This is a genomic window from Nonomuraea sp. NPDC050478 (assembly GCF_044458265.1).
Lineage (GTDB): Bacteria > Actinomycetota > Actinomycetes > Streptosporangiales > Streptosporangiaceae > Nonomuraea > Nonomuraea ferruginea.
In genome coordinates this window covers 244,914-270,911 of record NZ_JBITHT010000009.1, presented here as the reverse complement: position 1 = coordinate 270,911, position 25,998 = coordinate 244,914, and the positions used below count along the sequence as shown (strand labels likewise).

The 25,998-nt window shown below is 71.2% G+C and carries 26 protein-coding genes and 1 pseudogene; 7 read left to right on the top strand and 20 right to left on the bottom strand.

The annotated features are described in order from the left end of the window. From ACIBF7_RS38715 to ACIBF7_RS38680, 8 genes are all read right to left on the bottom strand, one after another. Positions 1-834, bottom strand: a complete 834-nt coding sequence (locus ACIBF7_RS38715) for a potassium-transporting ATPase subunit C (RefSeq protein WP_364236759.1) — start codon at positions 832-834, stop codon at positions 1-3. Beyond that, positions 834-2,897, bottom strand: a complete 2,064-nt coding sequence (gene kdpB, locus ACIBF7_RS38710) for a potassium-transporting ATPase subunit KdpB (RefSeq protein ID WP_271278219.1) — start codon at positions 2,895-2,897, stop codon at positions 834-836. The genes ACIBF7_RS38715 and kdpB overlap by 1 nt, the downstream gene beginning before the upstream one ends. After that, the gene (gene kdpA, locus ACIBF7_RS38705; protein ID WP_271278220.1) at positions 2,894-4,558 is read right to left on the bottom strand and encodes a potassium-transporting ATPase subunit KdpA; all 1,665 of its coding nucleotides are present in this window, start codon (positions 4,556-4,558) and stop codon (positions 2,894-2,896) included. The genes kdpB and kdpA overlap by 4 nt, the downstream gene beginning before the upstream one ends. Continuing rightward, positions 4,558-4,647: a K(+)-transporting ATPase subunit F gene (kdpF, locus tag ACIBF7_RS38700; RefSeq protein ID WP_271278221.1), complete on the bottom strand. Its 90-nt coding sequence runs from the start codon at positions 4,645-4,647 to the stop codon at positions 4,558-4,560. The genes kdpA and kdpF overlap by 1 nt, the downstream gene beginning before the upstream one ends. Next, a complete protein-coding gene (locus ACIBF7_RS38695) occupies positions 4,644-4,835 on the bottom strand; it encodes a hypothetical protein (RefSeq protein WP_271278222.1) in 192 nt (63 codons plus the stop codon). The genes kdpF and ACIBF7_RS38695 overlap by 4 nt, the downstream gene beginning before the upstream one ends. Before the next feature lie 65 nt (positions 4,836-4,900). After that, positions 4,901-7,339 carry a PEP/pyruvate-binding domain-containing protein gene (locus tag ACIBF7_RS38690; protein ID WP_397199339.1) on the bottom strand — a complete coding sequence of 813 codons (2,439 nt, stop codon included), beginning with the start codon at positions 7,337-7,339 and terminating at the stop codon, positions 4,901-4,903. 138 nt (positions 7,340-7,477) lie between these two features. Then, the gene (locus ACIBF7_RS38685) at positions 7,478-7,687 is read right to left on the bottom strand and encodes a hypothetical protein (protein ID WP_397199338.1); all 210 of its coding nucleotides are present in this window, start codon (positions 7,685-7,687) and stop codon (positions 7,478-7,480) included. A gap of 190 nt (positions 7,688-7,877) precedes the next feature. Further along, a complete protein-coding gene (locus tag ACIBF7_RS38680; protein WP_271278225.1) occupies positions 7,878-8,870 on the bottom strand; it encodes a LacI family DNA-binding transcriptional regulator in 993 nt (330 codons plus the stop codon). Positions 8,871-9,130: 260 nt separating this feature from the next. Between ACIBF7_RS38680 and ACIBF7_RS38675 the strand changes: the two genes are divergently transcribed. The 4 genes and pseudogenes from ACIBF7_RS38675 to ACIBF7_RS38660 form a co-directional block, all read left to right on the top strand. Then, positions 9,131-10,432 (top strand): ABC transporter substrate-binding protein, encoded by a 1,302-nt coding sequence (locus ACIBF7_RS38675; RefSeq protein ID WP_271278226.1) that lies wholly within the window; start codon positions 9,131-9,133, stop codon positions 10,430-10,432. Beyond that, positions 10,429-11,361, top strand: a complete 933-nt coding sequence (locus ACIBF7_RS38670; RefSeq protein ID WP_397199337.1) for a carbohydrate ABC transporter permease — start codon at positions 10,429-10,431, stop codon at positions 11,359-11,361. The genes ACIBF7_RS38675 and ACIBF7_RS38670 overlap by 4 nt, the downstream gene beginning before the upstream one ends. Beyond that, positions 11,358-12,185: a carbohydrate ABC transporter permease gene (locus ACIBF7_RS38665; RefSeq protein ID WP_397199336.1), complete on the top strand. Its 828-nt coding sequence runs from the start codon at positions 11,358-11,360 to the stop codon at positions 12,183-12,185. Before ACIBF7_RS38670 ends, ACIBF7_RS38665 begins: the two co-directional genes overlap by 4 nt. 56 nt (positions 12,186-12,241) lie before the next feature. Beyond that, positions 12,242-12,826, top strand: a pseudogene (locus ACIBF7_RS38660) (alpha-L-rhamnosidase N-terminal domain-containing protein); the annotation flags it as partial. Positions 12,827-12,888: 62 nt separating this feature from the next. Here the strand turns inward: ACIBF7_RS38660 and ACIBF7_RS38655 are convergent. The 3 genes from ACIBF7_RS38655 to ACIBF7_RS38645 form a co-directional block, all read right to left on the bottom strand. After that, positions 12,889-14,940 carry a prolyl oligopeptidase family serine peptidase gene (locus ACIBF7_RS38655; RefSeq protein WP_397199335.1) on the bottom strand — a complete coding sequence of 684 codons (2,052 nt, stop codon included), beginning with the start codon at positions 14,938-14,940 and terminating at the stop codon, positions 12,889-12,891. A 982-nt stretch (positions 14,941-15,922) separates the two neighbouring features. After that, positions 15,923-16,648: a class I SAM-dependent methyltransferase gene (locus ACIBF7_RS38650; protein WP_397199334.1), complete on the bottom strand. Its 726-nt coding sequence runs from the start codon at positions 16,646-16,648 to the stop codon at positions 15,923-15,925. A gap of 391 nt (positions 16,649-17,039) precedes the next feature. Then, entirely contained in the window at positions 17,040-18,011 is a 972-nt protein-coding gene (locus ACIBF7_RS38645) for a DMT family transporter (protein WP_397199333.1), read from the bottom strand. Positions 18,012-18,049: 38 nt separating this feature from the next. On the opposite strand from ACIBF7_RS38645, the gene ACIBF7_RS38640 reads away from it, so the two are divergent. The 3 genes from ACIBF7_RS38640 (at position 18,050) to ACIBF7_RS38630 (ending at position 19,628) form a co-directional block, all read left to right on the top strand. Then, positions 18,050-18,571 (top strand): MarR family winged helix-turn-helix transcriptional regulator, encoded by a 522-nt coding sequence (locus tag ACIBF7_RS38640; protein WP_397199332.1) that lies wholly within the window; start codon positions 18,050-18,052, stop codon positions 18,569-18,571. A 197-nt stretch (positions 18,572-18,768) separates the two neighbouring features. Next, entirely contained in the window at positions 18,769-19,221 is a 453-nt protein-coding gene (locus ACIBF7_RS38635) for a cysteine dioxygenase (RefSeq protein WP_397199331.1), read from the top strand. After that, positions 19,218-19,628: a rhodanese-like domain-containing protein gene (locus tag ACIBF7_RS38630; protein WP_397199330.1), complete on the top strand. Its 411-nt coding sequence runs from the start codon at positions 19,218-19,220 to the stop codon at positions 19,626-19,628. Before ACIBF7_RS38635 ends, ACIBF7_RS38630 begins: the two co-directional genes overlap by 4 nt. A 161-nt stretch (positions 19,629-19,789) precedes the next feature. Here the strand turns inward: ACIBF7_RS38630 and ACIBF7_RS38625 are convergent, their stop codons facing one another. The 9 genes from ACIBF7_RS38625 to ACIBF7_RS38585 form a co-directional block, all read right to left on the bottom strand. Next, positions 19,790-20,260 (bottom strand): SRPBCC family protein, encoded by a 471-nt coding sequence (locus tag ACIBF7_RS38625; RefSeq protein WP_397199329.1) that lies wholly within the window; start codon positions 20,258-20,260, stop codon positions 19,790-19,792. After that, positions 20,257-20,850: a TIGR03086 family metal-binding protein gene (locus ACIBF7_RS38620; RefSeq protein ID WP_397199328.1), complete on the bottom strand. Its 594-nt coding sequence runs from the start codon at positions 20,848-20,850 to the stop codon at positions 20,257-20,259. The genes ACIBF7_RS38625 and ACIBF7_RS38620 overlap by 4 nt, the downstream gene beginning before the upstream one ends. Further along, the gene (locus ACIBF7_RS38615; RefSeq protein ID WP_148031051.1) at positions 20,843-21,178 is read right to left on the bottom strand and encodes a helix-turn-helix transcriptional regulator; all 336 of its coding nucleotides are present in this window, start codon (positions 21,176-21,178) and stop codon (positions 20,843-20,845) included. The genes ACIBF7_RS38620 and ACIBF7_RS38615 overlap by 8 nt, the downstream gene beginning before the upstream one ends. Before the next feature lie 176 nt (positions 21,179-21,354). Next, positions 21,355-22,047 carry a CBS domain-containing protein gene (locus ACIBF7_RS38610; RefSeq protein WP_148031052.1) on the bottom strand — a complete coding sequence of 231 codons (693 nt, stop codon included), beginning with the start codon at positions 22,045-22,047 and terminating at the stop codon, positions 21,355-21,357. Continuing rightward, positions 22,044-22,667: a CBS domain-containing protein gene (locus tag ACIBF7_RS38605; RefSeq protein ID WP_148031053.1), complete on the bottom strand. Its 624-nt coding sequence runs from the start codon at positions 22,665-22,667 to the stop codon at positions 22,044-22,046. Before ACIBF7_RS38605 ends, ACIBF7_RS38610 begins: the two co-directional genes overlap by 4 nt. After that, positions 22,652-23,332 carry a CBS domain-containing protein gene (locus ACIBF7_RS38600; protein ID WP_397199327.1) on the bottom strand — a complete coding sequence of 227 codons (681 nt, stop codon included), beginning with the start codon at positions 23,330-23,332 and terminating at the stop codon, positions 22,652-22,654. Before ACIBF7_RS38600 ends, ACIBF7_RS38605 begins: the two co-directional genes overlap by 16 nt. A 112-nt stretch (positions 23,333-23,444) precedes the next feature. Continuing rightward, a complete protein-coding gene (locus ACIBF7_RS38595) occupies positions 23,445-23,612 on the bottom strand; it encodes a hypothetical protein (RefSeq protein WP_364234166.1) in 168 nt (55 codons plus the stop codon). Between the two features lie 208 nt (positions 23,613-23,820). Next, positions 23,821-24,168, bottom strand: a complete 348-nt coding sequence (locus ACIBF7_RS38590) for an Lsr2 family protein (protein ID WP_148031054.1) — start codon at positions 24,166-24,168, stop codon at positions 23,821-23,823. A gap of 571 nt (positions 24,169-24,739) precedes the next feature. Further along, on the bottom strand, positions 24,740-25,813 hold the full coding sequence (locus ACIBF7_RS38585) for a LacI family DNA-binding transcriptional regulator (RefSeq protein ID WP_397199326.1): 1,074 nt from the start codon (positions 25,811-25,813) through the stop codon (positions 24,740-24,742). Positions 25,814-25,998 lie beyond the last annotated feature (185 nt).

The window sequence follows — 25,998 nt, the reverse complement described above, 5'->3', positions numbered from 1 at the left end:
TCACGCCCCGTCGAGGGCGAGGTTGAGTTCGAGCACGTTGACCGCCGGCTCGCCCATGAAGCCCAGCGCGCGTCCGGTGGTGTGCTCCTCGACCAGGGCCTTGACCCGTGCGGGCGGCAGGCCGCGTTCGCGCGCCACCCGGGGCGCCTGGAGCTCGGCGTAGGCGACGGAGATGTGCGGGTCCAGCCCGGAGGCGCTGGCGGTCACCGCGTCCGCCGGCACGGCCGGCGGCCCGGCGTCGCCGCGCACCGCGACCGTACGGCCCGCCGCGTAGTCCTCGCCCGGTTTCGCGCACTCCACTCTCTTGCCCTGGTACGAGGCGATGAACGGGGTGGCGGGACAGGCCTGGTTGACGCTGACCGCGTGGCCGGCGAAGACCTTCAGCACCGCGCCGGTCCCGTCGGGGGTGCAGTACGGTCGGGCGCCGCTCACGCCCTCCAGCTCACCGGCCGCCTTCGAGCGGGCGCAGACCCGGGTCAGCAGCGACTGCCTGCCCTCGTCCCCGGCGCCGGGCACCGGCAGGACGTCCACGATGTCCTCCGGGCCGAGGTTGCTCGCGCCCGTGGAGGTCGGGTCGTAGCCTTCGCCGGACGCCGCCGGGCGGGACTGGAAGTACTTCTTGACCGGATCGCCGCCGGCGTCGGTGAAGGACTGGCCGATCAGCGAGCTGCCGCGGCCGCCCTCGACGATCGAGCCGTTGGCCCGGTGGTTGAACAGGATCTGGGCGACGCCTGTGGTGACCAGGGGATAGATCAGGCCGAGCAGCACCGTCAGGACGGCGACCGCCCGGATCGCGGCCGCGTACCGGCGCACCCAGCTTGGCAGGCGTTTCATCATGACATCCCCGGAAGAAACTGGATCAGCAGATCTATGATCTTGATGCCGATGAACGGCGCGATGATGCCGCCCAGGCCGTAAACGTACAGGTTGCGCGACAACAGCTTGGAAGCGCTGGACGGCCGGTAGCGGACCCCGCGGAGCGCCAGCGGGATCAGCGCGACGATGACGAGCGCGTTGAAGACGACGGCGGACAGGATGGCGGACTGCGGGCTGGCCAGGCGCATGACGTTGAGCGCGTCCAGGCCGGGATAGACGGCCGCGAACATGGCCGGGATGATCGCGAAGTACTTGGCGACGTCGTTGGCCATGGAGAACGTGGTCAGCGCGCCGCGCGTGATGAGGAGCTGCTTGCCGATGTCGACGATCTCGATGAGCTTGGTCGGGTTGGAGTCCAGGTCGACCATGTTCCCGGCTTCCTTGGCGGCGCTCGTGCCGGTGTTCATGGCCACGCCGACGTCCGACTGGGCCAGGGCCGGGGCGTCGTTGGTGCCGTCGCCGGTCATGGCCACCAGCCGGCCGCCCTCCTGTTCCTTCTTGATGAGGGCGAGCTTGTCCTCGGGGGTGGCCTCGGCCAGGAAGTCGTCCACTCCCGCCTCGTCCGCGATGGCCTTGGCGGTCAGCGGGTTGTCGCCGGTGATCATGACGGTACGGATGCCCATCCGGCGCATGTCGTCGAAGCGCTCCCGGATGCCCTCCTTGACCACGTCCTTGAGGTGGATCACGCCCAGGACGCGGCCCTTCTCGGCGACCACCAGCGGGGTGCCGCCGGAGGCGGCGATGCCGTCCACGAGACCGCCGGCCTCGTCGGCGGGGTGGCCGCCGGCGTCGCGCACCCACTTCATGACCGCGGTGGCGGCGCCCTTGCGGACCTGGCGCCCGGCCTGGTCCGGCGCGCCGGGTTCCGGTGGGAGATCGACCCCGGACATGCGGGTCTGGGCCGTGAACGGCACCCACTCCGCATGGGCCAGCTCGCCCGGCCGGCGCTCGCGCAGGCCGTAGCGCTGCTTGGCGAGGACCACGATCGAGCGGCCCTCGGGGGTCTCGTCCGCGAGGCTGGACAGCTGCGCCGCCTCGGCCAGGTACGCCTCGGCGACCCCGTCCACCGGGACGAACTCGGTGGCCTGCCGGTTGCCCAGGGTGATCGTGCCGGTCTTGTCCAGCAGCAGCGTGGACACGTCGCCGGCGGCCTCGACCGCGCGGCCGGACAGCGCCAGGACGTTGCGCTGGACGAGGCGGTCCATGCCGGCGATGCCGATGGCCGACAGCAGCGCCCCGATCGTGGTGGGGATGAGGCAGACCAGCAGGGAGACCAGCACGATGCCGGTGACGCCGTCCGCGCCGAGGGCGAGCGAGTCCGGCACGCCGGGGTTGACGAGCTTGGTGTAGATGGCCAGGGGCTGCATGGTGACGGTGGCGGTCAGGAAGATGATCGTCAGCGCGGCCAGCAGGATGTTGAGCGCGATCTCGTTCGGCGTCTTCTGCCGGTTCGCGCCCTCGACCAGGGCGATCATCCGGTCGATGAAGCTCTCGCCGGGCTTCTGCGTGATCTCGACGATGATCCGGTCGGACAGCACCTTGGTGCCGCCGGTGACAGCGGAGCGGTCGCCGCCGGACTCGCGGATGACCGGGGCGGACTCGCCGGTGATGGCGGACTCGTCCACGCTGGCGATGCCTTCGACGACGTCTCCGTCGCCGGGGATGACCTCACCCGCCTCGACGATCACCCGGTCGCCCTGCCGCAGTTCGGGCGCCCGGACGACGTCCCAGTGGCCGGGGTCGTCCGGGCTCCTGAGCCTGCGGGCCTCGGTGCCGGTCTTGGCCGCGCGCAGCGTGGCGGCCCGCGCCTTGCCGCGGCCCTCGGCCACGGCCTCGGCCAGGTTCGCGAAGATCACGGTGAGCCACAGCCACACCACGACGGCCCAGGCGAAGAACGTCGGCTCCACGACGGCCAGCACGGTGGCGAACACGGCGCCGGCCTCCACGATGAACATCACCGGGTTGCGCCACGCCGTGACCGGGTTGAGCTTTCTCAACGCGTCCGGCAGCGAGCGGATCATCGGGACAGTCCTTCCGCGAGGGGGCCGAGCGAGAGGGCCGGAAGAAAGGTGAGGGCGACCAGGATGATCGTCACGCCGGCGACCATGCCGACGAACTGCGGCCGGTGGGTGGGCAGCGTGCCGGCGCCCTCGGGGACGGGTGACTGCGCGGCCAGCGAGCCGGCCAGCGCGAGCACCAGGATGATCGGCAGGAACCGGCCGAAGGCCATGCACAGGCCGAGCGCCACGTCGTACCAGGGGGTGTTGACGGTCAGGCCCGCGAAGGCGGAGCCGTTGTTGTTGGAGGCGCTGGTGAAGGCGTACAGGACCTCGGAGAGGCCGTGCGGGCCGGTGTTGAGCATGGCCGCGCGCCGCTCTTCCGATCCCATCGCGGACGCGGTCCCGGCCAGCACCAGGACCGGGGTCACCAGGAAGTACAGCGAGGCGAGCTTGATCTCGCGGGCGCCGATCCTCTTGCCGAGGTACTCCGGCGTGCGGCCGACCATCAGCCCGGCCACGAACACCGTGATGACGGCCAGGATCAGCATGCCGTACAGGCCGGAGCCGACCCCGCCGGGGGCGACCTCGCCGAGCATCATGTTGACCAGCGTCATCATGCCGCCGAAGGGCGTGTAGGAGTCGTGGGCGGAGTTCACCGCGCCGGTGCTGGTCAGGGTGGTGGAGGCGGCGAAGGTGGCGGAGTTGGACACGCCGAAACGCATCTCCTTGCCCTCCATGGCGGCGCCGGCCGCCTGTGGCACGGTCGCGTTCCCGGAGAGCTCGAAGACGTTGGTGAGCAGGACGCTCGCCAGCGCGAGCACGCCCATCACGGCGACGATCGCGTAGCCCTGCCTGACCTGGCCGACCATCCTGCCGAAGGTGCGCGGCAACGCGAACGGGATCAGCAGGATCAGGAAGATCTCGACCCAGTTCGTCCAGGCGGTGGCGTTCTCGAAGGGGTGGGAGGAGTTGGCGTTGTAGAAGCCGCCGCCGTTCGTGCCCAGCTCCTTGATGGCCTCCTGGGAAGCCACCGGGCCGCCGGTGATCGCCTGGGTGCCGCCGGTCAGCGTGGTGACCTCGTGGACGCCGGAGAGGTTCTGGATCACCCCGCCTGCGACCAGCACCAGCGCGCCGGTGAACGCGATCGGCAGCAGGACGCGGACGGTGCCGCGGACCAGGTCCACCCAGAAGTTGCCGATCGTGCCGGCGGCACGCCGGGCGAACCCGCGCACCAGGGCGATCGCCACGGCCATGCCGACCGAGGCCGAGACGAAGTTCTGCACGGCCAGCGCGGCCATCTGGGTCAGATGGCCCATCGTGGACTCGCCGGAGTAGGCCTGCCAGTTGGTGTTGGTCACGAAGCTGACCGCGGTGTTCCAGGCGATGTGGTCGGTGACCGGCGCCATGCCCAGGCTCAGCGGCAGCTTGTCCTGCAGCCGCTGCAGCCCGTACACCACCAGGACCGAGACGACGGAGAACGCGAGCAGGGCGCGCGCGTAGACGCCCCAGCGCTGCTCGGCGTCGGCGCGCACCCCGAGCAGCCGGTAGATGCCGCGTTCGACGAGGTTGTGCCGGTCGGTCGAGTAGACGCGGTACATGTAGTCGCCGAACGGCTTGTGCACCAGGGCCAGCGCCGCGATCAGCGAGGTGACGAGGACGAGGCCCGCCACGGTGGTGCTCATCAGAAGCGCTCCGGGAACAGCAGGGCCGCGACCAACAGGATCACCAGGGCCACGGCGACCACGAGACCGGTCGCGTTGACGGCGTTCACAGCCGCTCCACCGCCCTGACGACCAGCCCGAGGACCGCGAAGACCGCGATCGTCAGGGCGACGAAGATGACGTCTGCCATTCCACTCCTCAGTTCGATGTCCGAGAGCGCCGCCGCCTTCACCGCGGTGGCCGCAGAACAAGCGAACGCTGAGGTATGGAGGGTTTTGCCGTTCTTGACGGGTTTCATACGGCTACGAACCGAATCTTGACGGCTTCTCTACGCGTGCCATCGAAAGCGACGCGCGCCGCCGGTCACTCCGGTTCGACGCGTACCGTGCCCGCCGTGCCGTCGACCGTGATCAGCTGACCGGTCGTGATCTCGCGGGTGGCGTCGCGGACGCAGATGACGGCCGGGATCCCGTACTCGCGGGCCACGGTGGGGCCGTGCGCGACCGGCGAGCCGGTCTCGGTCACCAGGCCGGCCGCGGTCATGAACAGCGGCGTCCACCCCGGGTCGGTGGTCGGCGCCACCAGGATCTCGCCCGGGTCGATGTGCGCCCCGACCGGGTCGCGGATCACCCGAGCCCGGCCCGTCGCCTGGCCCGCGGCACCCGACATCCCGGTCAGCACGCCGTCCTGGACCGGCCGCGCGGGGGCGAGCGCCTCCACGTCGGTCCCGTCGGACAGCAGGGCGCCGGGAACGGAGGGCCGCCGCAGCTCCCGCTCGTACTCCGCGCGCCGCCTCGCGGCCAGTCCCCGCTGGTCGGTTCCGTCGTGCACGGCGGCGCGCGCCTCGTCGAGAGTCAGGAACATGATGTCGCCGGCGTCCGCCAGCCGGTCACGGGCGGCCAGGTCCGCGCCGACCAGGAGGAGTTGCCGCCGGGCCGCCTGGATCGCGGGCAGCCAGGCGAACTTCCCGATCTCCCGCAGCCCGGTGAGCCGGCGCGAGCGGCGCATGAAGAACACCGCCAGCCGGCCGCGCACCGGCCGTCTGCGCCGCGCCCGCCGCGACAGCGTCGCGATCATCCGCTCGGCCTTCGCCGCCGCCGCCCTGAACCGCACGTCGGGCGCCTGCCCGGGGTCGTCGACGCGGAGATAGTTGGCGATCGTCGCGAACAGCGGCGCGGGGTCCTCGTCCCAGTGGGGCACGCCGACGTCGATCTCGGCCGCGGCGCGCATCCCGTACTTCGCCAGGAAGCCCGCCATCCCGATGTCCGGGAGGTCACCGGCGAAGTATCCGGCGGCGAGCTCCTCCGGCGGGGTGCCGAGGAACAGCTCGCGGTGCTCGCGGGCCCGCACCGCGAGGTCCCAGAGCTCGAGGTCCATCTCCGCGGTCACGTTGTACGGCATGCCGCCGAGCACGGTGTCGAGCTCCTCGTCCGAGGCGACGCCCTTGAGCAGCGCGGCCGGGATCGTCCCGGCGATCAAGCCGGCCGCCAACGGCCAGAGGATCCCGTGCATGTCGATGTTCATGATCGGCTTGTGGGAGTCCTCGATCACCCACCGCAGCCGTTCCGCGGCGGTGGCGGACTCGCCCGGCGGGGTGGTGAGGCGCTTGATCTCCGCGACGCCACGGTAGGCGCGGGCGCGGGCGAGATCCGGGTTGACCAGGCTCGACACGACTCCGGCGACCCCGCCGGGCAACATCCGCAGCGCGCCCTTGACCAGGCTGCCGACGCGGAACGGCAGACCGGGCCGCGGCGCGAACCGCGGATCGTCCAGCATGCTCAGCACGGCGCCCTGCACCCTTGGCCCGTAGATCTCCAGCGAGGTCCCCAGGCGCCCGCGCATGACCCCGCTGCGCAGGAAGTCGGTCACGTCGAAGAACAGCCGGCCGCCGATCGACACCAGCCGGGGCATCGGGTCGCGCCGGTCGACCCGGGCCCCCGCGGCCTCGAACCACAGGCTCGAGCCCGACTTGAGCAGCGAGAACCCCATCGGGGTGCACGGGCGCAGCATGCCCTGCATGTGGCCGAACTCCAGGTAGAGCCGCGTGTCACCGGTGTCGGGCGGCGGCGGGAAGAGCGTGGTGATCGGCCGGGACTGCAGCAGCCACAGCGTCCCCCCGGCGTCGATCGCCCACTCGACGTCCTGCGGCGAGCCGAAATGCTCCTGCAGCCGCGCCCCCGCAGCCCGCAGCTCTTCGAGCCGCGCCGCGTCGAGACACCCGTCCGGGTCCGGCACGGCCGGCGCTCCCCGGCGGAGGACATGATGGTCGGGTACGACGGTGCCCTCGACGATCGCGGTGCCCAGACCGGGAGCGGCGTCGACGACCATGTCCGTACGGCAGCCGGTGATCGGGTTCGCGGTGAACATCACCCCCGCCACGACGGGGTCGATCATGCGCTGCACCACCACGGCCATGGCGGGCTCGTCCTCGACGTGCACGGCGGCGCGGTAGGCGACGGCGCGCTCGGTGAACAGGGAGTCCCAGCAGCGGCGAACCGCGTCGATCAGCTCCGCGTGACCCTCGACGCCGAGGTACGTGTCCTGCTGCCCGGCGAAGCTGGCCTCCGGCAGGTCCTCCGCGATGGCGCTGGACCGGACCGCCACCCGCCCACCGCCGAGCCGCTCGTACGCCTCGACCAGCTCCCGCTCCGGCAGCTCTCCTGACCGGTAGCACTCGACGGTGAGGCAGAAGCCGTCGGGGACGCGCTCACCCGCCCTGATCATCTCTCCGAGCCCGGCGCCCTTGCCGCCCACCAGGTCGATCATGGAGGCGTCGATCTCGGACAACCCGATCAGCTTCATCGCGCCATCTCCTCATGGCCGGCGCCATGCGCGACATGGCCGCCCCGGTTTCCCGGCGCTCCGCCCCCGACGCTAACACCGCGGGGGAATCCAGACCAGGCGGTCACCCCCGTGTCACGAGGGTGACCGCCGTGCGGGTCAGGTCGTCGCCGCGAACGTGTACGAGCCGGAGGCGACCTCGTAGACCGCATGGCCGCCGCCGTTGGGGTGGAAGGCGTACACCAGCTCGACGAGCGCGCCGAGCACGGCCTGCCGCTCGCCGTCGGGGACGAGGGGCTGCGAGAGGACGAGGACGAGAGACACCCCCGCCCCGGCGAGCACGCGGGTCCGGCGAGGTGCGGTGAACACGAGGTCACTCCCTTCCGGCGGCATGGCCGCTCTTCCGTGGTGAGCCCCCTGGAGAGTGAAACGATTTAACATCCGCGGACGTCGTCACCGTAAGCGCTCCCTCATGTGCCGTCAAGAGGCAACGGTTCCCGCTCCCGTCCCACCTCATCCGGCCGCGTGGCGTGGATTCGTGGGTAACGTTACCCACGCGTCAGGACGCGGGCGGGGCCGTGGAGCCGCGGACGACCAGGCTGGGGGTGACCGAGAAGCGGACCGCGGACGTGCGGCCTTCGATGCGCTCCAGCAGCAGCTTGCCGGCGGCGCCGCCCATGACGGAGCCCTCCTGGTCGACGCTGGTCAGGGTGATGTTGGGCAGGGCGGCCAGGTGGGTGTTGTCGTAGCCGGCCACCGAGACGTCCGCCGGGACGCGGAGCCCGGCCTCGTAGACCGCGGCGAGCGCGCCGAACGCCGCCTGGTCGGCCCCCGCGAAGATGGCCGTCGGTCGGGGATCGCGGTCCAGCAGCTCCCGCGCTCCCTCGTAGCCGCCCTTCTCGTGGTAGAAGCTGGTCGCGACGGCGATCTCGTCGGCCAGCCCGTGCTCGCGCATGACGCGCTCGTAGGTCGCGGCCCGGATGTTGTGGAGCAGGTCGGCCGGCTGCGCCTGGCTGTCGTCCTGGTGCGTGATGTGCGCGATCCGGCGGTGGCCGAGCTCGATGAGGTGCTTCACGACCAGCTCGGCGCCCGCCTCGTCGTCGTCGTAGACGGAGTCGTAGAAGGACGACCGCTCGTGGCGGGCCAGCACCACGGTGGGCTTCTCCTGGGCCACCTCCTCCAGTCGCGCCTTCGAGGCGAGGGGGGCGACCATGATGATGCCGTCGACCTGGCGGTCGATGAGGGCGTCGACCGCTAGCCTCTCCACCTTGCGGGTGGCGCCCCCCTGGATCATGAACGCCCGATAGTCGGTGCCGGCGAGCTGCTCGGTGAGGCCGTCGAGGATGTCGGCGAAGAACGGGTTCCTGATGTGCGGCAGCATCAGGCCGATCGTGAAGGTGCGCCCGCGCATGCCCCGCGCCACGGCCTGGGGCCGGTAGCCCAGCTCCTCGATGGCCGTCTTGACCCGGTCTCTCATGGCGGGGCTGACGCCGTAGGCGTTGCGGATCACCTTGGACACCGCGGTGACGGAGACCTGGGCGTGGCTGGCCACGTCGTTGATCGTCACTCGTCGGCGTCGGCTGGGCGCGACCATGAGGCTCCAATTCCCGAGGGGTGATCCCAGTGTACGAGCTGGAGGTGAGCCGGTCCGACGAGGGAAACAGTACCTGCATTACCAGTGAGTACAGCGATCTCAACTGCGAGAAGAGTGGGTACCGTTACCCAAATCATGTCTTGACACCCCCTCGGGCAACGCCTACGTTAACCGCATCGGGGAGCCGCTTAAAACGATTCAAAACCCCTGGAGGGTGTGTGAAGACCTCCCACCGCATGCTGGCATCGGCCGTGGCCGTGCTCGCGACGGCGGCCCTTGCCTCGTGCGGATCCGGCTCGGAGCCCGCCGCCGACGGCACCGTGACCCTGTCCTTCATGACGGGCAGCGACCAGTCGACCGTGGACACCTCCAAGGCGCTGGCCGACGCGTTCATGAAGGCCGACCCCACGATCAAGATCGACATGGAGCACCAGCCGGGCGGCAGCGAGGGTGACAACGTCGTCAAGACCCGGCTGTCCACCGGCGAGATGACCGACGTGTTCTGGTACAACTCCGGTTCGCTGCTGCAGGCGCTGAACCCGGCCCAGACCCTGGTCGACCTGACCGGGGATCCCGTCCTGGCCCAGGTCCAGCCCGACTACCTGCCCGTCGTCTCGCACGACGGCAAGGCGTACGGCGTCCCGGCCACCACGATGGGCGGCGGCGGCATCCTGTACAACCGCAAGGTCTACGAGCGGCTCGGCCTGGAGGTCCCCAGGACCTGGGCCGACTTCATGGCCAACAACGACACGATCAAGGCCGCCGGGGTCACCCCGGTGATCAGCACGTTCAAGGACACCTGGACGTCCCAGATCTTCGTGCTCGCCGACTACCACAACGTCCAGGCCGCCGTGCCGGGCTTCGCCGCCGACTACACCGCTGGCAAGGCCAAGTTCGCCACCACGCCGGCCGCGACGGGCGGCTTCCAGCACCTCGCCGACGTGCACGCCAAGGGCCACCTCAACAAGGGCTTCGGCTCGGCGACCCTCGACCAGGGACTGAAGATGCTGGTCGAGGGCGAGGGCGCGCACTACGCGATGCTCAGTCAGCTGCTCCCGCCGCTCCTGGAGACCTACCCTCAGACCGCGACCGACGTCGGCTACTTCGGCATCCCGGGCGACGACCCGGCCGCCGGCGGCGCCACCGTCTGGGAGCCCGCCGCCCTCTACATCGCCAGGACCACCGAGCACCTGGACGCGGCCAAGAAGTTCCTGGCCTTCGTCGCCTCCCCGGCGGGCACCGAAGCCGTGACCGCCGCCGTCCAGCCGTCCGGACCGTACCGGATCAAGGGGTCGAAGCTGCCGGAGGACGCCATCCAGGTGGCCAAGGACCTCCAGGCCTACATCGACCGGGGCGCCACGACGCCCGCGCTGGAGTTCCTGTCGCCCATCAAGGGCCCGTCGCTGGAGCAGATCACCGTCGCCGTCGGCTCGGGGCTGACGCAACCCGCCGAGGGCGCCGCCCAGTATGACAAGGACGTGGAGAAGCAGGCCAGGCAACTGGGGCTGGCAGGGTGGTGACCGAGCAGCGTGCCGGGCTCCGCGCGGGGCCCGGCGGGCCGCCGGCCGAGCGGCACGCCCGGCCGGCGGCCAGGCGCAGGTCGCCCTACCCGTACGCCCTCTACCTGCCGGCCGCCGTCGTCTACCTGGTGATCTTCCTGGTGCCGACCGTGATGGCGTTCTACTTCGCGCTGACCCGGTGGACGCTGTTCGACAGCGAGTTCGTCGGCCTGGACAACTTCCGCGACTTCCTCGCCGAGCAGAACCTGCGCGTCGGCTTCCGGAACACGATCGTCTACGCCGTGGTCACCAGCGGGCTGAAGGTGGTGCTCGGCCTGCTGCTGGGCGTGCTGCTCACGTCCAGACTGCGGCTGCGCGGATTCCTGCGCGCGGTGGTGTTCTTCCCGGTCCTGGTGTCCACCGTGGCGGTCGGCATCACCTTCAGCGCGCTGCTCCGCCCGGACACCGGCCTGGTGAACAAGGCCCTCGCGCTGGCCGGCGTCGACGGCGCCGACTGGCTCGGCGACGCGAACACGGCCCTGCTGTCGGTGGCGCTGGTCGACGTGTGGAAGGGCGTGGGCCTGGCCACCGTCATCTACATCGCCGGGATCATGTCGATCCCGCGCGACTACTACCAGGCGGTCGAGGTCGACGGGGGCGGCGCCTGGCACCGGTTCCGGCACGTCACGCTGCCGCTGTCCTGGCCCGCCACCTACTCCGTGATCATCCTGTCGTTCATCGGCGGGCTGCGGTCGTTCGACCTCATCTGGACGATGACGCGGGGCGGTCCCGGCTTCACCAGCGACGTCATCGCCTCGATCATCTACAAGCAGTATCAGGCGGGCTTCTTCGGCCTGTCGACCGCCGGCAACGTGCTGCTGTTCCTCATCGTCACCGCCATCGTCGTCCCGCTCACCTACGTCCTGGGCAAGAGGCAGGTCGCCGTATGAGGACCTTCAGGAGGTTCGGCGCCGACACGATCGCGCTGGTCCTGGCCACCGTGATCTTCCTGGTGCCGTTCTCGTTCATGCTGCTGACCGCGGTCAAGGACCCGGCGCAGGCCGCCGATCTCGACTTCGCCTGGCCGGTCGACTGGCGGGTGGTGGACAACCTCGTCGAGGTCGTTCAGGCGCGCGACTACGTGCTGCTGCGCGCCTTCGTCAACTCCACCGTCCTCACCGTCGCCTCGGTCGCGCTGATCGTGTTCTTCGCCGCCATGGCCGCGTTCGTGCTGCAGCGCCGCGCCGGCAGGGTCGGGACGCTGGTCGACTTCCTGGTGCTGTCCGGGCTGATCATCCCGCCCGCGATCGTGCCCACCATCTGGCTGCTGCAGGCACTGGGCCTGTTCAAGACCCTGCCGGGGCTGATCCTGGTCGAGGTCGCCTACGGGCTGTCGTTCGCGATGCTGCTGTTCAGGGCGTTCATCGCGGCGATCCCGCGCGAGCTGGACGAGGCGGCCCAGATCGACGGCTGCCACGGGGCGCGGCTGTTCTTCCGGGTGATCTTCCCGCTGCTCCGGCCGGTCACCATCACGGTCGTGCTGACCTCGTCCGTGGCCGTCTTCAACGACTTCGTCAACCCGCTCTACTTCCTGCCCGGCGACGAGAACGCCACCGTGCAGGTCACCCTCTACAACTTCCAGAGCCAGTACAGCACCCAGTGGAACCTGCTGTTCATGGACATCGTCCTGATCACGATCCCGCCGCTGCTGGCCTTCGTCTTCTTCAACCGCAAGATCGTGGCCGGCATGACCGCCGGCGCCATCAAGGGATGACATGACCTCTCTGCGGCGACGGCACCCGCACCGGCGTCGTCGCGTCCGGGGAATCGGTGCTCGTGCCCTGGCCAGGACCGGAGCTGGGCTCGCGCGAGCGGCGCGGTCCCGTCGAGCGGGCCCGCCTGTACGTCACCGCGCACGGCACGTACGAAGTCGAGATGAACGGCCGGGTCGTGGGCGACGACGTGCTCGCCCCCGGCTGGAGCAGCTACCACCACCGGCTGCGCTACCGCACCCACGACGTCACCGCCCTGCTGGAGGAGGGCGCCAACACGATCGGCGCCACCCTCGCCGACGGCTGGTACCGGGGCCGCGTCGGCTTCGCCGGGGGCAGGTCCGCCGTCTACGGAGACCGGACCGCCCTGATCACCCAGCTGGAGATCACCTACTCCGACGGCACCACGGACACCGTCGCCACCGACGGCGCCTGGCGGTGCGCGCCGAACCAGGTCACCGCCGCGAGCCTCTACGACGGCGAGTCCCACGACGCGCGCCTGCTTCCCGGCGGCGGCCTCACCCGCGCCCGCGCCACGCTCGACACCCCGTACGGCCGGGCCGAGGCCGGCTGGGAACGGACCGGGGACCAGACGGAACTCGTCGTGGTGGTGCCGGCGAACACCACCGCCGCCGTCCACCTGCCCCTGACCCGGACACCGCCGTCGAGGTGGGAGCCGGACGGCACGTCTTCCGCTGGGCGTGATCAGCTGGGCTCCGGACCGAGCGCCCGGCGCAGGAAGTCCAGCTCCAGCAGGAGAAGGTTCTCGGCGACCTGCTCCTGGGCGGTCATGTGGGAGACGCCCGACAGCGGCAGGACGGTGTGCGGGCGGCCCGCGGCCAGCAGCGCGGCGGACAGCCGCAGGGTGTGCGCGGCGAAGACGTTGTCGTCGGCCAGACCGTGCACGAGCATGAGCGGGCGGCGCAGGTTCGGGGCGTCGGCGATCAGGGAGCTGCGGTCGTACGCCTCGGGGTTCCGGTCGGGATGGCCGAGGTAGCGTTCCTGCCAGTGGGTGTCGTAGAGGCGGGCGTCGGTGACCGGCGCGCCCGCGACGGCGGCGTGGAAGACGTCGGGGTGGCGCAGCACGGCCGCGGCGGCCAGATAACCGCCGTACGACCAGCCGCGGATCGCCACCCGGTCCAGGTCCAGGTCGGGGAAGCGGCCGGCGGCGGCCCGCAGCGCGTCGGCCTGGTCCTCCAGCGCCGCGCTCAGCTTGTCGAGGTGCACGGCCCGCTCCCAGGCCGGTCCGCGGCCCGGCGTGCCGCGCCCGTCCACGACCAGCACGGCGAAGCCCTGGTCGGCGAACCACTGCGCGACCGCGTAGTCGTCCAGCCCGCGCAGCACCAGGGCGCCGCCCGGCCCGGCGTACGGGCTGAGCAGGACCGGCAGCCGCCGCGAGCCCGGCACGTGCCCGGACGGGAACACGATCGCGCCGCGCAGCTCCCGTTCGCCCAGCGACACCAGGTCCGCCCGCGGGCGCACGACCGGGGTCGCGCCGTTCGAGACGATCGGCGTGGCCGCCCCTCCGCCGGTCACCGTGACGCGGGTCCCGTGCTCCTCCAGAGTGCGGCTGACGACCAGGGTGACGCCGCCGGCGCGCGTTCCGGTGTGCACCCCCGGCTCGGAGGTGACCCTGGTCAGCCCCGCGGCCCTGGAGTAGCTGTAAAGGTGGCGTTCCGTCGGCTCGTCGCAGCACTGCGCGAGCACGGTGTCGCCGTCCACCGCCAGGATCCGCAGCACCTGCAGGCCCGGCGGCGTGACCAGGTCGTCCCCGACCATCAGCCGGCGGGTGTCGTCGCGGTCCACCGTCCAGACCAGCTCCCCGGCCGCCGTGCGGGCGGGGGTGCCGGGCACCAGCGTCAGCCAGGCGTCGTCGGCGTCCTCGCGCACCAGCGTGGTCGCGCCCGTCGCGGGGTCGGCCTCCAGGAGGCGGGTGGTGCGCTGGTCGCGGCTCTGCACCAGGATCAGCAGCCCCTGCCCGGTCCACGACACCGCCGCGACGTACTCGAACGCCGCCCTGTCCCAGACCACCTCGGTACGCTCCCCGGCCGGCGTGGTCAGCCAGAGCGTCACGTCGGCGTTGTCGGTGCCGGCCGCCGGATAGGCCATGGTCCTGGAGGGCCTGCCAGGATCGGCGGGCTCGGACAGGTGCCACCTGCTCACCCGGGCGTTGTCCACCCGCGCCACCAGCAGGCGGGTGCCGTCGGGCGACCACCAGTAGCCCCGGTGGCGGGCCATCGACTCGGCCGCCACGTGCTCGGGCAGCCCCCAGGTCACCTCGGGACCGTCGGGCGTCAGCAGCGGCTTGCCGTCGAGGTGCAGGGCGCCGTCGGACACGTGGGCGACGCGCTGCCCGGCCGGGTCGAGCCGCGGGTCGGATCCGGTCGTGCCGAGCGGGGTGACCTCACCGGTCAGCAGGTCGACGGTGTGGAGCGCGCCGTCGAGCGCGTAGACGGCCTTGGTGACGGCGGCGTCGGTGGCGTAGGCGACGATGCCGCTCGCGCGCTCGCGGGTGCGTTCCCTGCGGGCGCGCTCCGCCTCCGGCAACGTTCCGCCCGGCGTGCCGGGGTCCGCGAGCAGCCGCTCCTGCCCGGTGGCCAGGGTCAGCGTCCACAGCCGGTTGACCGGGTCGTCACCGCCCGAGGACCTGAGGAACACCACCCGGGCGCCGTCCGGCGAGATCGTGAAGTCCCTGGGGACGCCGAGCTTGAACCGGGCCGTACGGGCATGCTGACGAGGAAGCGTGAGGGGAGGCATGGGGGATCATAGGCACGCCCGCCAAGCCGGACGCAACCGCATAAACCAGCGCCGATCGCCCTTCCCGCCACCCTGCGGTTACGTCGTCACGGTGCGGCCTCGTCGTTACGGCACGATCCCGTCGTCACGGTGCGGCCCCGTCGTTACGGGCGCGACCCCTCGTTACAGCGCGACCCTCGTTACGGTGCGGCCTCGTTGTTACGGCGCGTCCGAGGCGGCCCGGATCGGGCAGGCGGAAGGAACCTCGGGGCGTTCTCGCCCGGCATCGGCGCTCAGCTTCTCGAACCGGACTTGATCGACGAGATCGACCCGCACCTCGCGCCGACCCTGCTCGCGGAGATCCGGCTGTACGACAAGCCGGTCCGCCTCCACAACCCCAGCTCGGAAGCTCACGTACGGTGCCGGACCCTCACGGCGCCCGGCAGTCTCCGCCCAGGGCGGGGGTTCGCGTACGGACCGGACCCTCACGGCGCCGGGCGGCCTCCCCACGAACCCGGGGGAGTTCGCGTACGGTACGGAATACTCACAGCGCCGGGCAGCCTCCACCACCCCAGGGCGGGGGTTCGCGTACGGACCGGACTCTCACGGTGCTGGGCGGCTCCTCCACGAACCCGGGGGAGTTCGCGTACGGTACGGAACCTTCACGGTGCCGGGCGGCCTCCACCCAGGGTGGGGGTCCGCGTACGGTACCGGACCTTCACGGTGGCGGGCGGCCTCCAGCGGGGGTCCGCGTACGGACCGGACCCCCACGGCGCCGGGCGGCCTGCCCACGAACCCAGATGGAAGCCCGCGTACGGTACCGAATACTCATAGCGCCGGGCAGCCTCCACCACCCCAGGGCGGGGGTTCGCGTACGGACCCGACCCTCACGGTGCCGGGCGGCCTCCCCACGAACCCGGAAGGAGTTCGCGTACGGTACCGAACCTTCACGGTGCCGGGCGGCCTCCACCCAGGGTGGGGGTTCGCGTACGGTGCCGGATGCTTACGGTGCCGGGTGGTTGATCGTGTGGGCGAGGACGAGGAGGCACCGTGGGCTGCCGTCGTCGCGTCGGCCCAGAGCCGTCAAGGGGGCCGTCGTCACGGTGAACCCGGCCGTTGTCAGCTCGGCGCGGACCGCGCTCAGCGGGCAGGTGTTGTAGTACATGACGAACGGCGGGCGCCACAGCGCGTTCCGGGCCCGCATGGCGAGGTCGAACCCGAGCATCGCCCAGTACATGCCCGACGTGACGGGCGGCGGCGCGCCGATGGGGAAGGCGAAGAGCCCGCCGGGCCGCAGCGCGCGACGCACCCCGGCGAAGAGCGCCGGCCGTTCGGCGGGCAGGAAGTGCCCGAGCGCCCCGAAGCTGACCGCGAGGTCGAAGGACCCGGCGAAGGGCAGGGCCCGGGCGTCGGCCTGGACCCACGCGGCGTCCGGGTGCGTCCGGCGCGCCCGCGCGAGCATGCCGGCGCTGAAGTCGACGCCCGTGATCGGTCCCCGGCACAGGGGCGCGAGGACCCGCATGCCCGCGCCGGTGCCGCAGCACACGTCCAGCGCCTGACCGAACGGCCCGAGCGGGCGCAGCACGTCGGCCGTGGCGTCGAGGACGCTGTCGGGGGTGCGGAAAGGCGTGTGGTCGAACTTCGGGGCCAGCAGGTCGTAACCCCGCTCCACCGAGGACAGCGCCTGGACCACCAGTTCACGCAGCGACGGACCCTGAGGCGAGAACATCGGCCCAGGGTACTTCGCCCGCCGATGTCACGTTCGAACACCCGCCCCAAAACGGTGGGAAACCGCCGAAAGCAGTTTCCGCTTCCGCCCCAAAACGGTGGGCAACCGCCGTAAGCGGCTTCCGCTTCCGCCGCCGTTACGTGCGGACCGGGAGCGCATGGCACGCTTCTCCGTGACGTCACCGCCCGGCAGCCCCCTTCTCCGCGACCTCCCGGAGTGCGTCATCGCCCGGTGGCCCTCTTCTCCGCGACCTGCCGCGATGTGTCATCGCCTGGCAGCGCCCTTCTCTGCGACCTGTCGCGGTGCGTTATCGCCCGGCGGTGCCCCTCTCTGCGACCTGCAGCGGGGCGTTATCGCCTGGCGGCGTCCCTCCGGGACCTGCCGTGGTGCGTTATCGCCCGGGGGCGCCCTTCTCTGCGACCTGCCGCGGGGCCTCACCGCCCGGCGGCTCCTTCTCCGCGACCCGCCACGGGGAATGATCCGCCGGTTTCCGGTCCGGGGGGCGTCTGGTGAGGCGGGCCGCGATGGGTTGTCCCAGGAGGATGCCGAGGAAGACCAGGACGAGTCCGAAGATCTGCCGGCCGGTCAGCGTCTCGCCGGCGAGCACCGTACCGAGGAGGACTCCCGTCACCGGGTTGAGCAGCCCGATGAGCCCGACCGTGCCGGCGCTCAGGTGGCGCAGCCCCGCGAACCAGGCCGCGAAGGCGAGCGCGGTCGCGATGACCGTGACGTAGCCGAAGCCGAGCAGCGCGGGCCCGTCCAGCGGCGGCGGCGCGCCCTCGACCGCGACCGCGACGGGCACCAGCGCGGCGCCACCCGCGATGAGCTGCCACGACGTGAGGGAGAAGACGTCGACGTCGCCGCTCCACCGCTTGGCCAGCACGTAGCCCAGGGACGACATCGTCATGGCGGAGACGGAGGCGAGGATGCCGGTGAGGCCAGCCGCGCCCATGTCCTCCAGCAGCATCAGGCCGACGCCCGCGATCCCGACGCACGCCCCGGCGAGATGGGTCACCCGGGGCCGTTCGGACAGGGCGGCCCAGGCGAACAGCATCATCACCATGGGGGAGGTCGCCATGATGGTGGAGGCGACGCTGGTCGGGAGCGTCTGCGCCGCCAGGTAGACCAGGGCGAAGAAGGCGCCCATGTTGAGCGTGCCGAGCACCGCCGACTTCCACCACCACGATCCCCGGGGGAGTCTCCTGCGGACGAGGAGGAGCAGCAGGCCCGCTGGCAGCGCCCGGATCGCGGCGCCGTACATGGGGTGGTCGGCCGGCAGGAACTGCTGGGTGACGTAGTAGGTCGCGCCCCACGCCACGGGCGCGATCGCGGTGACGGGCAGCCAGCGGAAGGTAGCTTCCATGGAAGCAATATAACTTCCCAGGAAGATATATTGGAACCATGAGCGAGTATTCGGACCACGTGGCCAGGATCCAGCGAGCGTGGGCCCGCGAGCGGCCCGACCTGGACGTGCGGCCGCAGGGCGTGATCGGGCGCCTCCACCGCCTCGCCGGACATCTGACCGAGCAGCTCTGCGCGGTCTACCGCCGTTACGGGCTGGCGGAGGGGGAGTTCGACGTGCTCGCCACGCTGCGGCGCGCAGGCGAACCCTTCGAGCGCGCGCCCGGCGAGCTGGCCGCGCACACCATGGTCACCACGGGGGCGATGAGCAAACGCATCGACCGGCTCGAACGCGCGGGTCTGGTCACCCGCCGCCGCAGCGCGAGCGACGGGCGCGGCCGGGTCGTCGCCCTGACCGCCGCCGGCCGGGAGCTGATCGACGAGGCGTTCACCGAGCACATGCGCAACGAACGCCGGCTGCTCGACTGCCTGCCGCCTGAGGAGGCCGCCCAGCTGGAGGCGCTGCTGGCCACCTGGCTCGCCTGCTTCGAGACGCCACGCCGGGACGACGCCGGCCGGTGACGTGGGGGCCTCTGAGCAAAACCCTTAATTTCAGGTTGACTTAGTGGGGAATTTCGGCCAACCTGTGACGCATGCACTCCGGGTCCCTTCTCTGGTCAGACCTGCCCGTCGATCTCGGACGGCAGGCGAGCGCGCTGTGTACGGCGCCCGCATCCGCGTGACGACGACCGGCATCGACCAGAGCAGGAAACACCGACATGACCGTGACGACATCCGCGCCCGCCCGTCCCAGCCTGGAGGGCAGGGCCCGCGCCATCGCCGCCGACCTCGACGCGTGGGTGGGGCGCGTGCGGCTGAACACCGGGGAGCGCTGGTACGAGCGACTCCACCAGGACGACGACCACGAGGTCTGGCTGATCAGCTGGCTTCCCGGGCAGACGACCGGCTTCCACGACCACGGCGGCTCGCGGGGCGCCTTCGCCGTCGCGCTCGGCACCCTCCGGGAGCACGACCTGACCGCCGAACGCGACCTCGCCCCCGGTGAGGCCCGCGAGTTCGGCCCCGGCTACGTGCACGAGGTCCACAACGGCTCCGCCGCGCCGGCGGTCAGCGTGCACGTCTACTCGCCTCCGCTGTCCACGATGAACCGCTACGAGCTCACGGACCACGGCCTGGTCAAGCTGGTGGAGGAGACGGCGGAGCAGTGGTGACCGGACCGCCGCCCGGCGCGCGCACGATCGACCGGATCCTCGACGACAGGCGGAGGCTGCTGCGCCGGCTGCCGCCCGCCGAGGCGCACGCCCGGTCCCTCGCCGGGGCGCTCATCGTCGACATCCGCCCGGCGGCCCAGCGGGCGGACGAGGGCGAGGTGCCGGGCGCGCTCGTCGTCGAACGCAACGTGCTCGAATGGCGTTTCGACCCCGCGGGAGAGGCCCGGCTGCCGGTGGCGACCGGCTACGACGTCGAGGTCATCGTCCTGTGCTCGGAGGGCTACACCTCCAGCCTGGCCGCCGCCTCGCTGCACGAGCTCGGCCTGACCAAGGCCACCGACGTCGTCGGCGGCTTCCACGCCTGGCGCGCGGCCGGCCTGCCCACAAGGGGCGGCACCGCCGCGTAGACGGCGACGGGCGGCACCGCCGCCCCGTAGCGGCAGCCGGAGATCGTGATCTCGGGTGTGGCGGCGTGACACAAGACAGCCACCACGTGCTCATGTCGGGCTTGTGCCGAGTCCGAATGACCTGGTGGTGGACTGGTCGCCGACCTGCATCAGGATCTACGTCATCGGGATAGCACTGCATCCAGTCGGTCGAAGCCCTCGGCCACACCGCGGGCCATGGGGGAGGAGACGACGAGATCGCGGGTGTCCTGCGAATCGAACAGCATGGTGGTGGTCAGCGTCGTCCTGTCGTCCTGTTCGGTGAAGTCGTGGCTGACCAGCGACTCGCCCGGGTACCAATGGTCGTCGAAGGACTCCGTGTAAGCGAGGCGGGCGGGCCGATCGATCTCCCGGTAGACCCCGCTGGAGGCCATCGAGGCGCCGTCCGGCCCATCCCAGACGAAGCGCCACGCGCCGCCGACACGGAGATCGACCTCGGCCACGACCAGGTTCCAGCCGCGCGCGCCGTACCACTTGACCAGCAGCGAGGGCTTGGTCCAGGCGTCGAAGACCAGATGGCGAGGGGCGCTGAAGACCCGCAGCATCACCACAGTCCGGTCGGAAGGCGTCAGGACGGTGACCCCAGCCGTCATGCGGACCACCGCGGATCGCGGCCGATGAGGGCGAGCAGCCGGTCCTGCGGCGGGGCGTCCTCCTCGATCCGCACCTCCGGGCCGAACACCTCCACGCCTGGACCGAACGCACCGGGCGTGCGGTACTTCTCCAGCAGGTCCACCGGCAGCGCGGTGATGGCCGACCAGTGGTATTCCACATCGGCGGGGTCCATCGTGTCGTCCTGGCCGGTGGCTCGGGCGAGGTCCCATCCGTGCAGCGGAAGATCGGCGCTCGGGACCTTGTCGATGTGCTCCTCGGCCGTCATGCTGCCGGTGGGCGTCTCACACTCAAGGCTCGCCAGCGAAGGGTCGTCCAGGATCGCCTCGACGTCGGCCCGCGCGGAACGGAACGCGGCGACCGGATCCTCGTCCACGGACGGCGCGGCGCTGGGCGTGCGGTCAAGCTGGCGCAGTATCACGCCGTGCATGTCGATGATGTGCCGCACCACATCCCGGGCGGTCCACTTCTCGCACGGGGACGGGTTGTTCCATTGATCGGGGCGTACGGTCGCGACCTTGCGGTCGAAGGCGTCCGCGCGCCGCCGGTAGCGGTCGGCGATCTCACCCATCGTTGGCCTCTTCACCTTTGAGTTCGTCCAGCAGTTCGTCGAGGTTCTGGTAGCGGTCCTCCCAGAACCGGCTATAGCCCTCCAGCCAGTCGGTGGCGGCCTTGAGTGGACCCGCCTGGAGCCGGCAGGGCCGTCGTTGCGCATCCCGGCTCCGGGAGACGAGCCCGGCGCGTTCGAGCACTCTGAGGTGCTTGGAGATCGCCGGCTGGCTCATGTTGAACGGGCGGGCGAGCTCTGTCACGGTGGCCTCGCCAGACCTGAGCCGGGCGAGGATCGCCCGGCGCGTCGGATCTGCGAGGGCGGCGAAGGTGTCGTCGAGCACACTCATCCATAACCTAGAAGTTCAATAACCACCTGGTTTCATACAGCATCGGCGGTTCGGGTGTCAACGAGGACTCGTGCGGCGGCCGAAGGTTGTGACCTTTGTGGTTCCGCCGTCGGCGTGCGTCGCCGGTGGTGACAGGTTCGGGCGCGGTGCTGGTGTTGTCCGCTCCGGCGCGTGTGTCATGCGCCGCCCCACATGGGCACGTCGGCGATGTCGTCGTGCTTCCAGTTGAGCTCGTCGCGGACGGAGACGACGCCGTCGACGTTCTCGGCCAGGCGGACGGCGGTGACGGCCTGGCTGTGCTCGGGCAGGGTGCCGGTCAGGGTGACCACGCCCTCGGCGACGGCGACGTCCAGGGCGTGGTCGCCGGCGCGGACGATCTCCCGTACGTGCCGCTCGATGTCCTCGTCGGGGCGCAGGAAGATCTTGATCAGGTCGCGCCTGCTGACGATGCCGACCAGGCGTCCGCCGGCGTCGACCACGGGCAGCCGCTTGACGCCGTAGCGGTCCATCACGCGTGCCGCGGCCACGACCGGCGTGTCGGGGGTGGTGACACGGGCGGGGCTGGTCATCAGCGCGCCGGCGGTCTCGCCGAGCGACTTGCGGTAGCCGCCGCCCCCGGCGCCCGCGCCGTGGCGGATGCGCGCCCGCAGCGGCGGCCGGTAGTCCTCGCCGTAGTAGAGCTGCTTGAACTCGTGCTTGGCCAGGAGGTCGTCCTCGGAGACGACGCCCAGCACGCGGTTCTCGTCGTCCAGGACCGGGACCCCGCTGACGCCCCGGCTGATGAGCAGCTCGGCCACGGTGTGGAAGGACGCGTTCTGGTTGACGGCGGCGACGTCGGTGGTCATCACGTTCTCGACGATGGCGGTCATGGCGATCTCCTCAGGAGCTTGACCCGGACGACGCCGGGCACGGTGCGGGCGAGCAGACCGGCGATCTGACCGGCGTGCTCGGAGGGCGGCCCGCTGAGCTCGGCCACGCCGTCGCGCACGGTGACGTCCCAGCTCGGGCCGGAGGGATACTGCTCGCGCAGCGCCGCCTCGACCGCCGCGCGCAGTTCGTCGTCGGTACGGGCGAGCATGGCCATCAGGTCGCGGCGGCTGACCATGCCGACGATCTCCTTGCCGCGGAGCACGGGCAGGCTCTTGATCCGCTTGCCCACCATCAGGTCGACGGCGGTGGTGACGTCGGTCGTCTCGGTGACCGTGACGACGTCGCCGGTCATCACCTCGTGCACCCGGTGCGGCGGCGGCCCGTCCGTCCGGGGGACAGGCGTCACGGTGGCGCGGGGGTCGGGCTCGAACTCCCCGCGCAGCAGATCCAGCTCGCTGACCACGCCGACCAGGCGGCCCGCGTCGTCGACGACCGGAGCGGCGGTGATGTCGTGGCCGTGCAGGATCCGGACGGCCCGCCGCACCGGGTCGGCGCCGCGGACGGTGACCACCGGGCTGCTCATGACCTCGCGCACCAGCATGGCTACCTGCCCTCCCACGCGGAGTCGTCCTGCTTCCAGGTGAGCTTGTCGATGACATCGACGACGCCGTTGACGCGGCGGGTCATCCGGACGGCGATGGCGGCCTCGGTGCGGCGCTCCATCCAGCCGGACAGCGTCACGACGCCCTGGTACACCTCCACCCGCACGCCGGAGGTCTCCACCCACAGCGCGTGGTCGAGGATGTCCTCGCGGACCTCGGCGGCGATCTCCTCGTCGCCGCGCAGGAACAGCTTGACCAGGTCACGACGGCTGACGACGCCCGCCAGCCGGCCGTCGGGGTCGACGACGGCCAGCCGCTTGACGTCGTGCGCGTCCATCAGGCGAGCGGCCTCGACCGCCGACGCCTGAGGGGAGACGGCCACCGCGGGAGCGGTCATCAGCTCGGCGGCGGTGTCGCCCTCGGCCTTCTGCCGTCCCTTGGGGTTGCGCAGCCGGGCGCGGAGCGGCGGCCGGTAGCCCTCACGGTAGAACTGCTCCCTGAACTCCTCCTTGCGCAGGAGGTCGGCCTCGGACACCATGCCGATCACGTGGCGGTCGTCGTCCACGACGGGGACGGCGCTGATGCCGCCGGTGATGAGCGCTTCCGCGATGTCCTTGAACGGGGTGGTGGCGGTGACGGAGACGACCTCGGTCGTCATCACGTCCGCGACGGTCATCCGCATCGGGGTCTCCTTTGTCGTCCCATCCATCGCACCTCATGGAGGAGGCGGATCGAAGGGCCGGAAGTCCTCTGCCGGACGGTCGTTGGTCAGCGCGCCACGCGGGGGCGGACGCTCAGCCGGACGGGGTCCGGCGCGGCGCGTTCTCGACGGCGCGCGCGAGGGCGAGGCAGGCGGCCGTCAGCGTGCGCACCTGTTCGTCGAGGTCGTCGACCCGCTTCTTCAGGGTCAGCAGTTCGGCGTCGATCGCCGGGGCTTCCATGATCACGCGTCCACCGATCATGATCGGTTCACCTCCACATGCCGTGACACCGTCAGGATGGTTTCCCGGGCGGGCCGGGGGAAGCGGCGAACGCCCCTGGTTTCCGGGACCTATGGCTGTGGCCGGCGCCGTCGCGCCGTGGGCCGCCGCCGCTCCGGCCCCGCCGGGGCCTGAAGCTCGCCCGAGCCCGTGGCCGGCCGGCCACCTCTCGGGCGATGCCAGGAGCGCCCTAGTGGGCGGCTTCGTACTTCTCCACCACCGAGGAGGCGATCCGGCCGCGCTCGCTCACCGGCAGGCCCTGGGCCCTGGCCCACTGCCGGATCTCGGCGGACTTCTCCCGGCTCAGCGCGCGGGCGGCGCCGCCGGACCCGCGACGGCCGCGCCCGGCCCGCTCGCTCTTGACCGGGCGAGCCTTGGTGATGAAGGGCGACAGCGCCTTGCGCAACGCTTCTTCGTTCTTCTCTCCCAGATCGATCTCATAGGCGACGCCGTCGAGGCCGAACTTGACGACGTTCTCGGACGACATCCGGCTTCCGTCGAGGTCGTCAATGTAAATCTCGCGAATCTGCTTAGCCATGCTGCAGCTCCATAGTCATAGGCTTGCGGTCTACTGTAGCGGTCTTCAGTAGACGGGTTGTCCTCCCGTGACTATGGTGCGTGCGAAACGCGGAGACCGGAGCGTGAAGTCATCCGGGGCGCGCATTGAACCATCCGGAGCGGGCGGGCATGTCGACGGGAGAACGGGCCGATTCATGGCGGGAGAAGGTTGTCCTGAGCGCTTGGGAGCCGGGCGGTCCCGCGCGCCCGATCCATCCGTCCCACCCGGCGTGACCAGTGCGTAGCCGATAACGGCGGATGTCCGGTGCAGCGTCCATATCAGCTCGGCATCTCTTCCGCCAGCCTGATTCCCGGCCGTATTGAGAAAAGCCCGTCCGGCGGTTTCCCCGATCCCCCGGAGCGGGGCCCGGCAAAGGCTTCTTCACGGCGGTTTCGCCGCCGGATGCGGGCCCATGCATCGGGGCGATGAGCGCGTGCTGTCGAAATCGAATTCAGTAGCCCAAGGCGTTCGGTACGTTCCAGACCGGCGCCGGCGCGCATGGAACAGCAGAGCCGCGGACGAAAACTCGCCCGCGGCTCAGTCCCGATCTCTACGCCTCGACGGCCGCCGCGGGCGGACCGGACGGGCGGTCGCCGCTCCGCGCGCGGGGAGCGGTGGAGTCGCGGAGGATGAGCTGCGCGCCCACCCGGTAGGCGCGGCCGTTGGGGGTCTCGCCGTTCTCCGCGCCCCGGACCTGCTTCAGCTGGTGCAGCAGGAGGTTCATCGCCAGCTCGCCCAGCTCGCTGGCGCCGTTGTCGACCACCGTGATGGCGGGGGACCAGTAGCGCAGCCACGGGATGTCCTCGTAGCACACCAGCGACAGGTCGCCGGGGATGGCGACGCCGGTGCTCGCCAGCGTGGGCAGGATCCCGAACACGGCCTCGTGGTTGGCGGCGAACAGCGCGGTCATCCGCGGCGTGCGCCCCAGCAGCCGGGCGATGGCCTCGGTGCCGAAGGCGGGGGTGAAGGGGCCGCGCTCGATCAGTGACGCGTCCGGGTCGAGGCCGCGTTCCCGCAGCGCCTGCTCGTATCCGGCGAACCGCTCCCGCCCGGAGTTGGCCGTCGGCTCGCCGCCGATGAACCCGATGCGCTCGTGACCGAGGTCGAGCAGATGGGCGGTCGCCGCGTGGGCGCCCTCCCGGTCGGCGGCCAGCACGGCCGGGGCGGCGCTGTCGATCGGACGGCGGATGACGTTGACCACCGCCACGCCCTCGGCGCGCAGCGCGTTGGTGGTCGCGCCGTTCTTGCCCGTGCCGATCATGACGATGCCGTCCACGCCGTGGGCGGCGAGGGTGAGCAGGAACGCCTTCTCCCGCGCCGGGTCGGCGTCGGTGATGCCCAGCACGACCTGGTATCCCTCGGCCGCGGCGCGGCGCTGGACGACCTCGGCGATCGTGTGGAACGACGCGTTGATGAGGTTGTTGAGCACCAGGCCCACCAGGTGGGACTGCCGCGTGCGCAGGGCGCCGGCCAGCCGGTTGGGGCGGTAGTTGAGCCGGGCGGCCGCCTCCTCGACGGCCGCTCGTGTCTCGGCGGAGATCAGCGGGGAGCCGCTGAGGGCGCGAGAGGCGGTGCTGCGCGACACCCCCGCCTCCGCGGCGACCTCCTTCAGTCCGATCCGCATCGTCCTCCTGCCTGGCGTGGATCTTTGGGATCGATCCCATCGTGCACGGTGATCCTTCCAGAAGATCACTCGTACGTCGACGTAACGCCGAGATTTCGCGGGTAAAAACCCGGTTTCGCCCTTGACCGGAAACCGGCGGATGCTACAACCTTATGCAATCGATCCCATTCCAACTTTTTAGAGGT

Bases quoted from the DNA above. Each gene is read 5' to 3' on its own strand.
- ACIBF7_RS38715 (WP_364236759.1), bottom strand. From the start codon at position 834: ATGAAACGCCTGCCAAGCTGGGTGCGCCGGTACGCGGCCGCGATCCGG.
- kdpB (WP_271278219.1), bottom strand. From the start codon at position 2,897: ATGATCCGCTCGCTGCCGGACGCGTTGAGAAAGCTCAACCCGGTCACG.
- kdpA (WP_271278220.1), bottom strand. From the start codon at position 4,558: ATGAGCACCACCGTGGCGGGCCTCGTCCTCGTCACCTCGCTGATCGCG.
- ACIBF7_RS38695 (WP_271278222.1), bottom strand. From the start codon at position 4,835: ATGAAACCCGTCAAGAACGGCAAAACCCTCCATACCTCAGCGTTCGCT.
- ACIBF7_RS38690 (WP_397199339.1), bottom strand. From the start codon at position 7,339: ATGAAGCTGATCGGGTTGTCCGAGATCGACGCCTCCATGATCGACCTG.
- ACIBF7_RS38665 (WP_397199336.1), top strand. From the start codon at position 11,358: ATGAGGACCTTCAGGAGGTTCGGCGCCGACACGATCGCGCTGGTCCTG.
- ACIBF7_RS38655 (WP_397199335.1), bottom strand. From the start codon at position 14,940: ATGCCTCCCCTCACGCTTCCTCGTCAGCATGCCCGTACGGCCCGGTTC.
- ACIBF7_RS38650 (WP_397199334.1), bottom strand. From the start codon at position 16,648: ATGTTCTCGCCTCAGGGTCCGTCGCTGCGTGAACTGGTGGTCCAGGCG.
- ACIBF7_RS38645 (WP_397199333.1), bottom strand. From the start codon at position 18,011: ATGGAAGCTACCTTCCGCTGGCTGCCCGTCACCGCGATCGCGCCCGTG.
- ACIBF7_RS38640 (WP_397199332.1), top strand. From the start codon at position 18,050: ATGAGCGAGTATTCGGACCACGTGGCCAGGATCCAGCGAGCGTGGGCC.
- ACIBF7_RS38635 (WP_397199331.1), top strand. From the start codon at position 18,769: ATGACCGTGACGACATCCGCGCCCGCCCGTCCCAGCCTGGAGGGCAGG.
- ACIBF7_RS38625 (WP_397199329.1), bottom strand. From the start codon at position 20,260: ATGACGGCTGGGGTCACCGTCCTGACGCCTTCCGACCGGACTGTGGTG.
- ACIBF7_RS38620 (WP_397199328.1), bottom strand. From the start codon at position 20,850: ATGGGTGAGATCGCCGACCGCTACCGGCGGCGCGCGGACGCCTTCGAC.
- ACIBF7_RS38615 (WP_148031051.1), bottom strand. From the start codon at position 21,178: ATGAGTGTGCTCGACGACACCTTCGCCGCCCTCGCAGATCCGACGCGC.
- ACIBF7_RS38610 (WP_148031052.1), bottom strand. From the start codon at position 22,047: ATGACCGCCATCGTCGAGAACGTGATGACCACCGACGTCGCCGCCGTC.
- ACIBF7_RS38600 (WP_397199327.1), bottom strand. From the start codon at position 23,332: ATGCGGATGACCGTCGCGGACGTGATGACGACCGAGGTCGTCTCCGTC.
- ACIBF7_RS38595 (WP_364234166.1), bottom strand. From the start codon at position 23,612: ATGATCGGTGGACGCGTGATCATGGAAGCCCCGGCGATCGACGCCGAA.
- ACIBF7_RS38590 (WP_148031054.1), bottom strand. From the start codon at position 24,168: ATGGCTAAGCAGATTCGCGAGATTTACATTGACGACCTCGACGGAAGC.
- ACIBF7_RS38585 (WP_397199326.1), bottom strand. From the start codon at position 25,813: ATGCGGATCGGACTGAAGGAGGTCGCCGCGGAGGCGGGGGTGTCGCGC.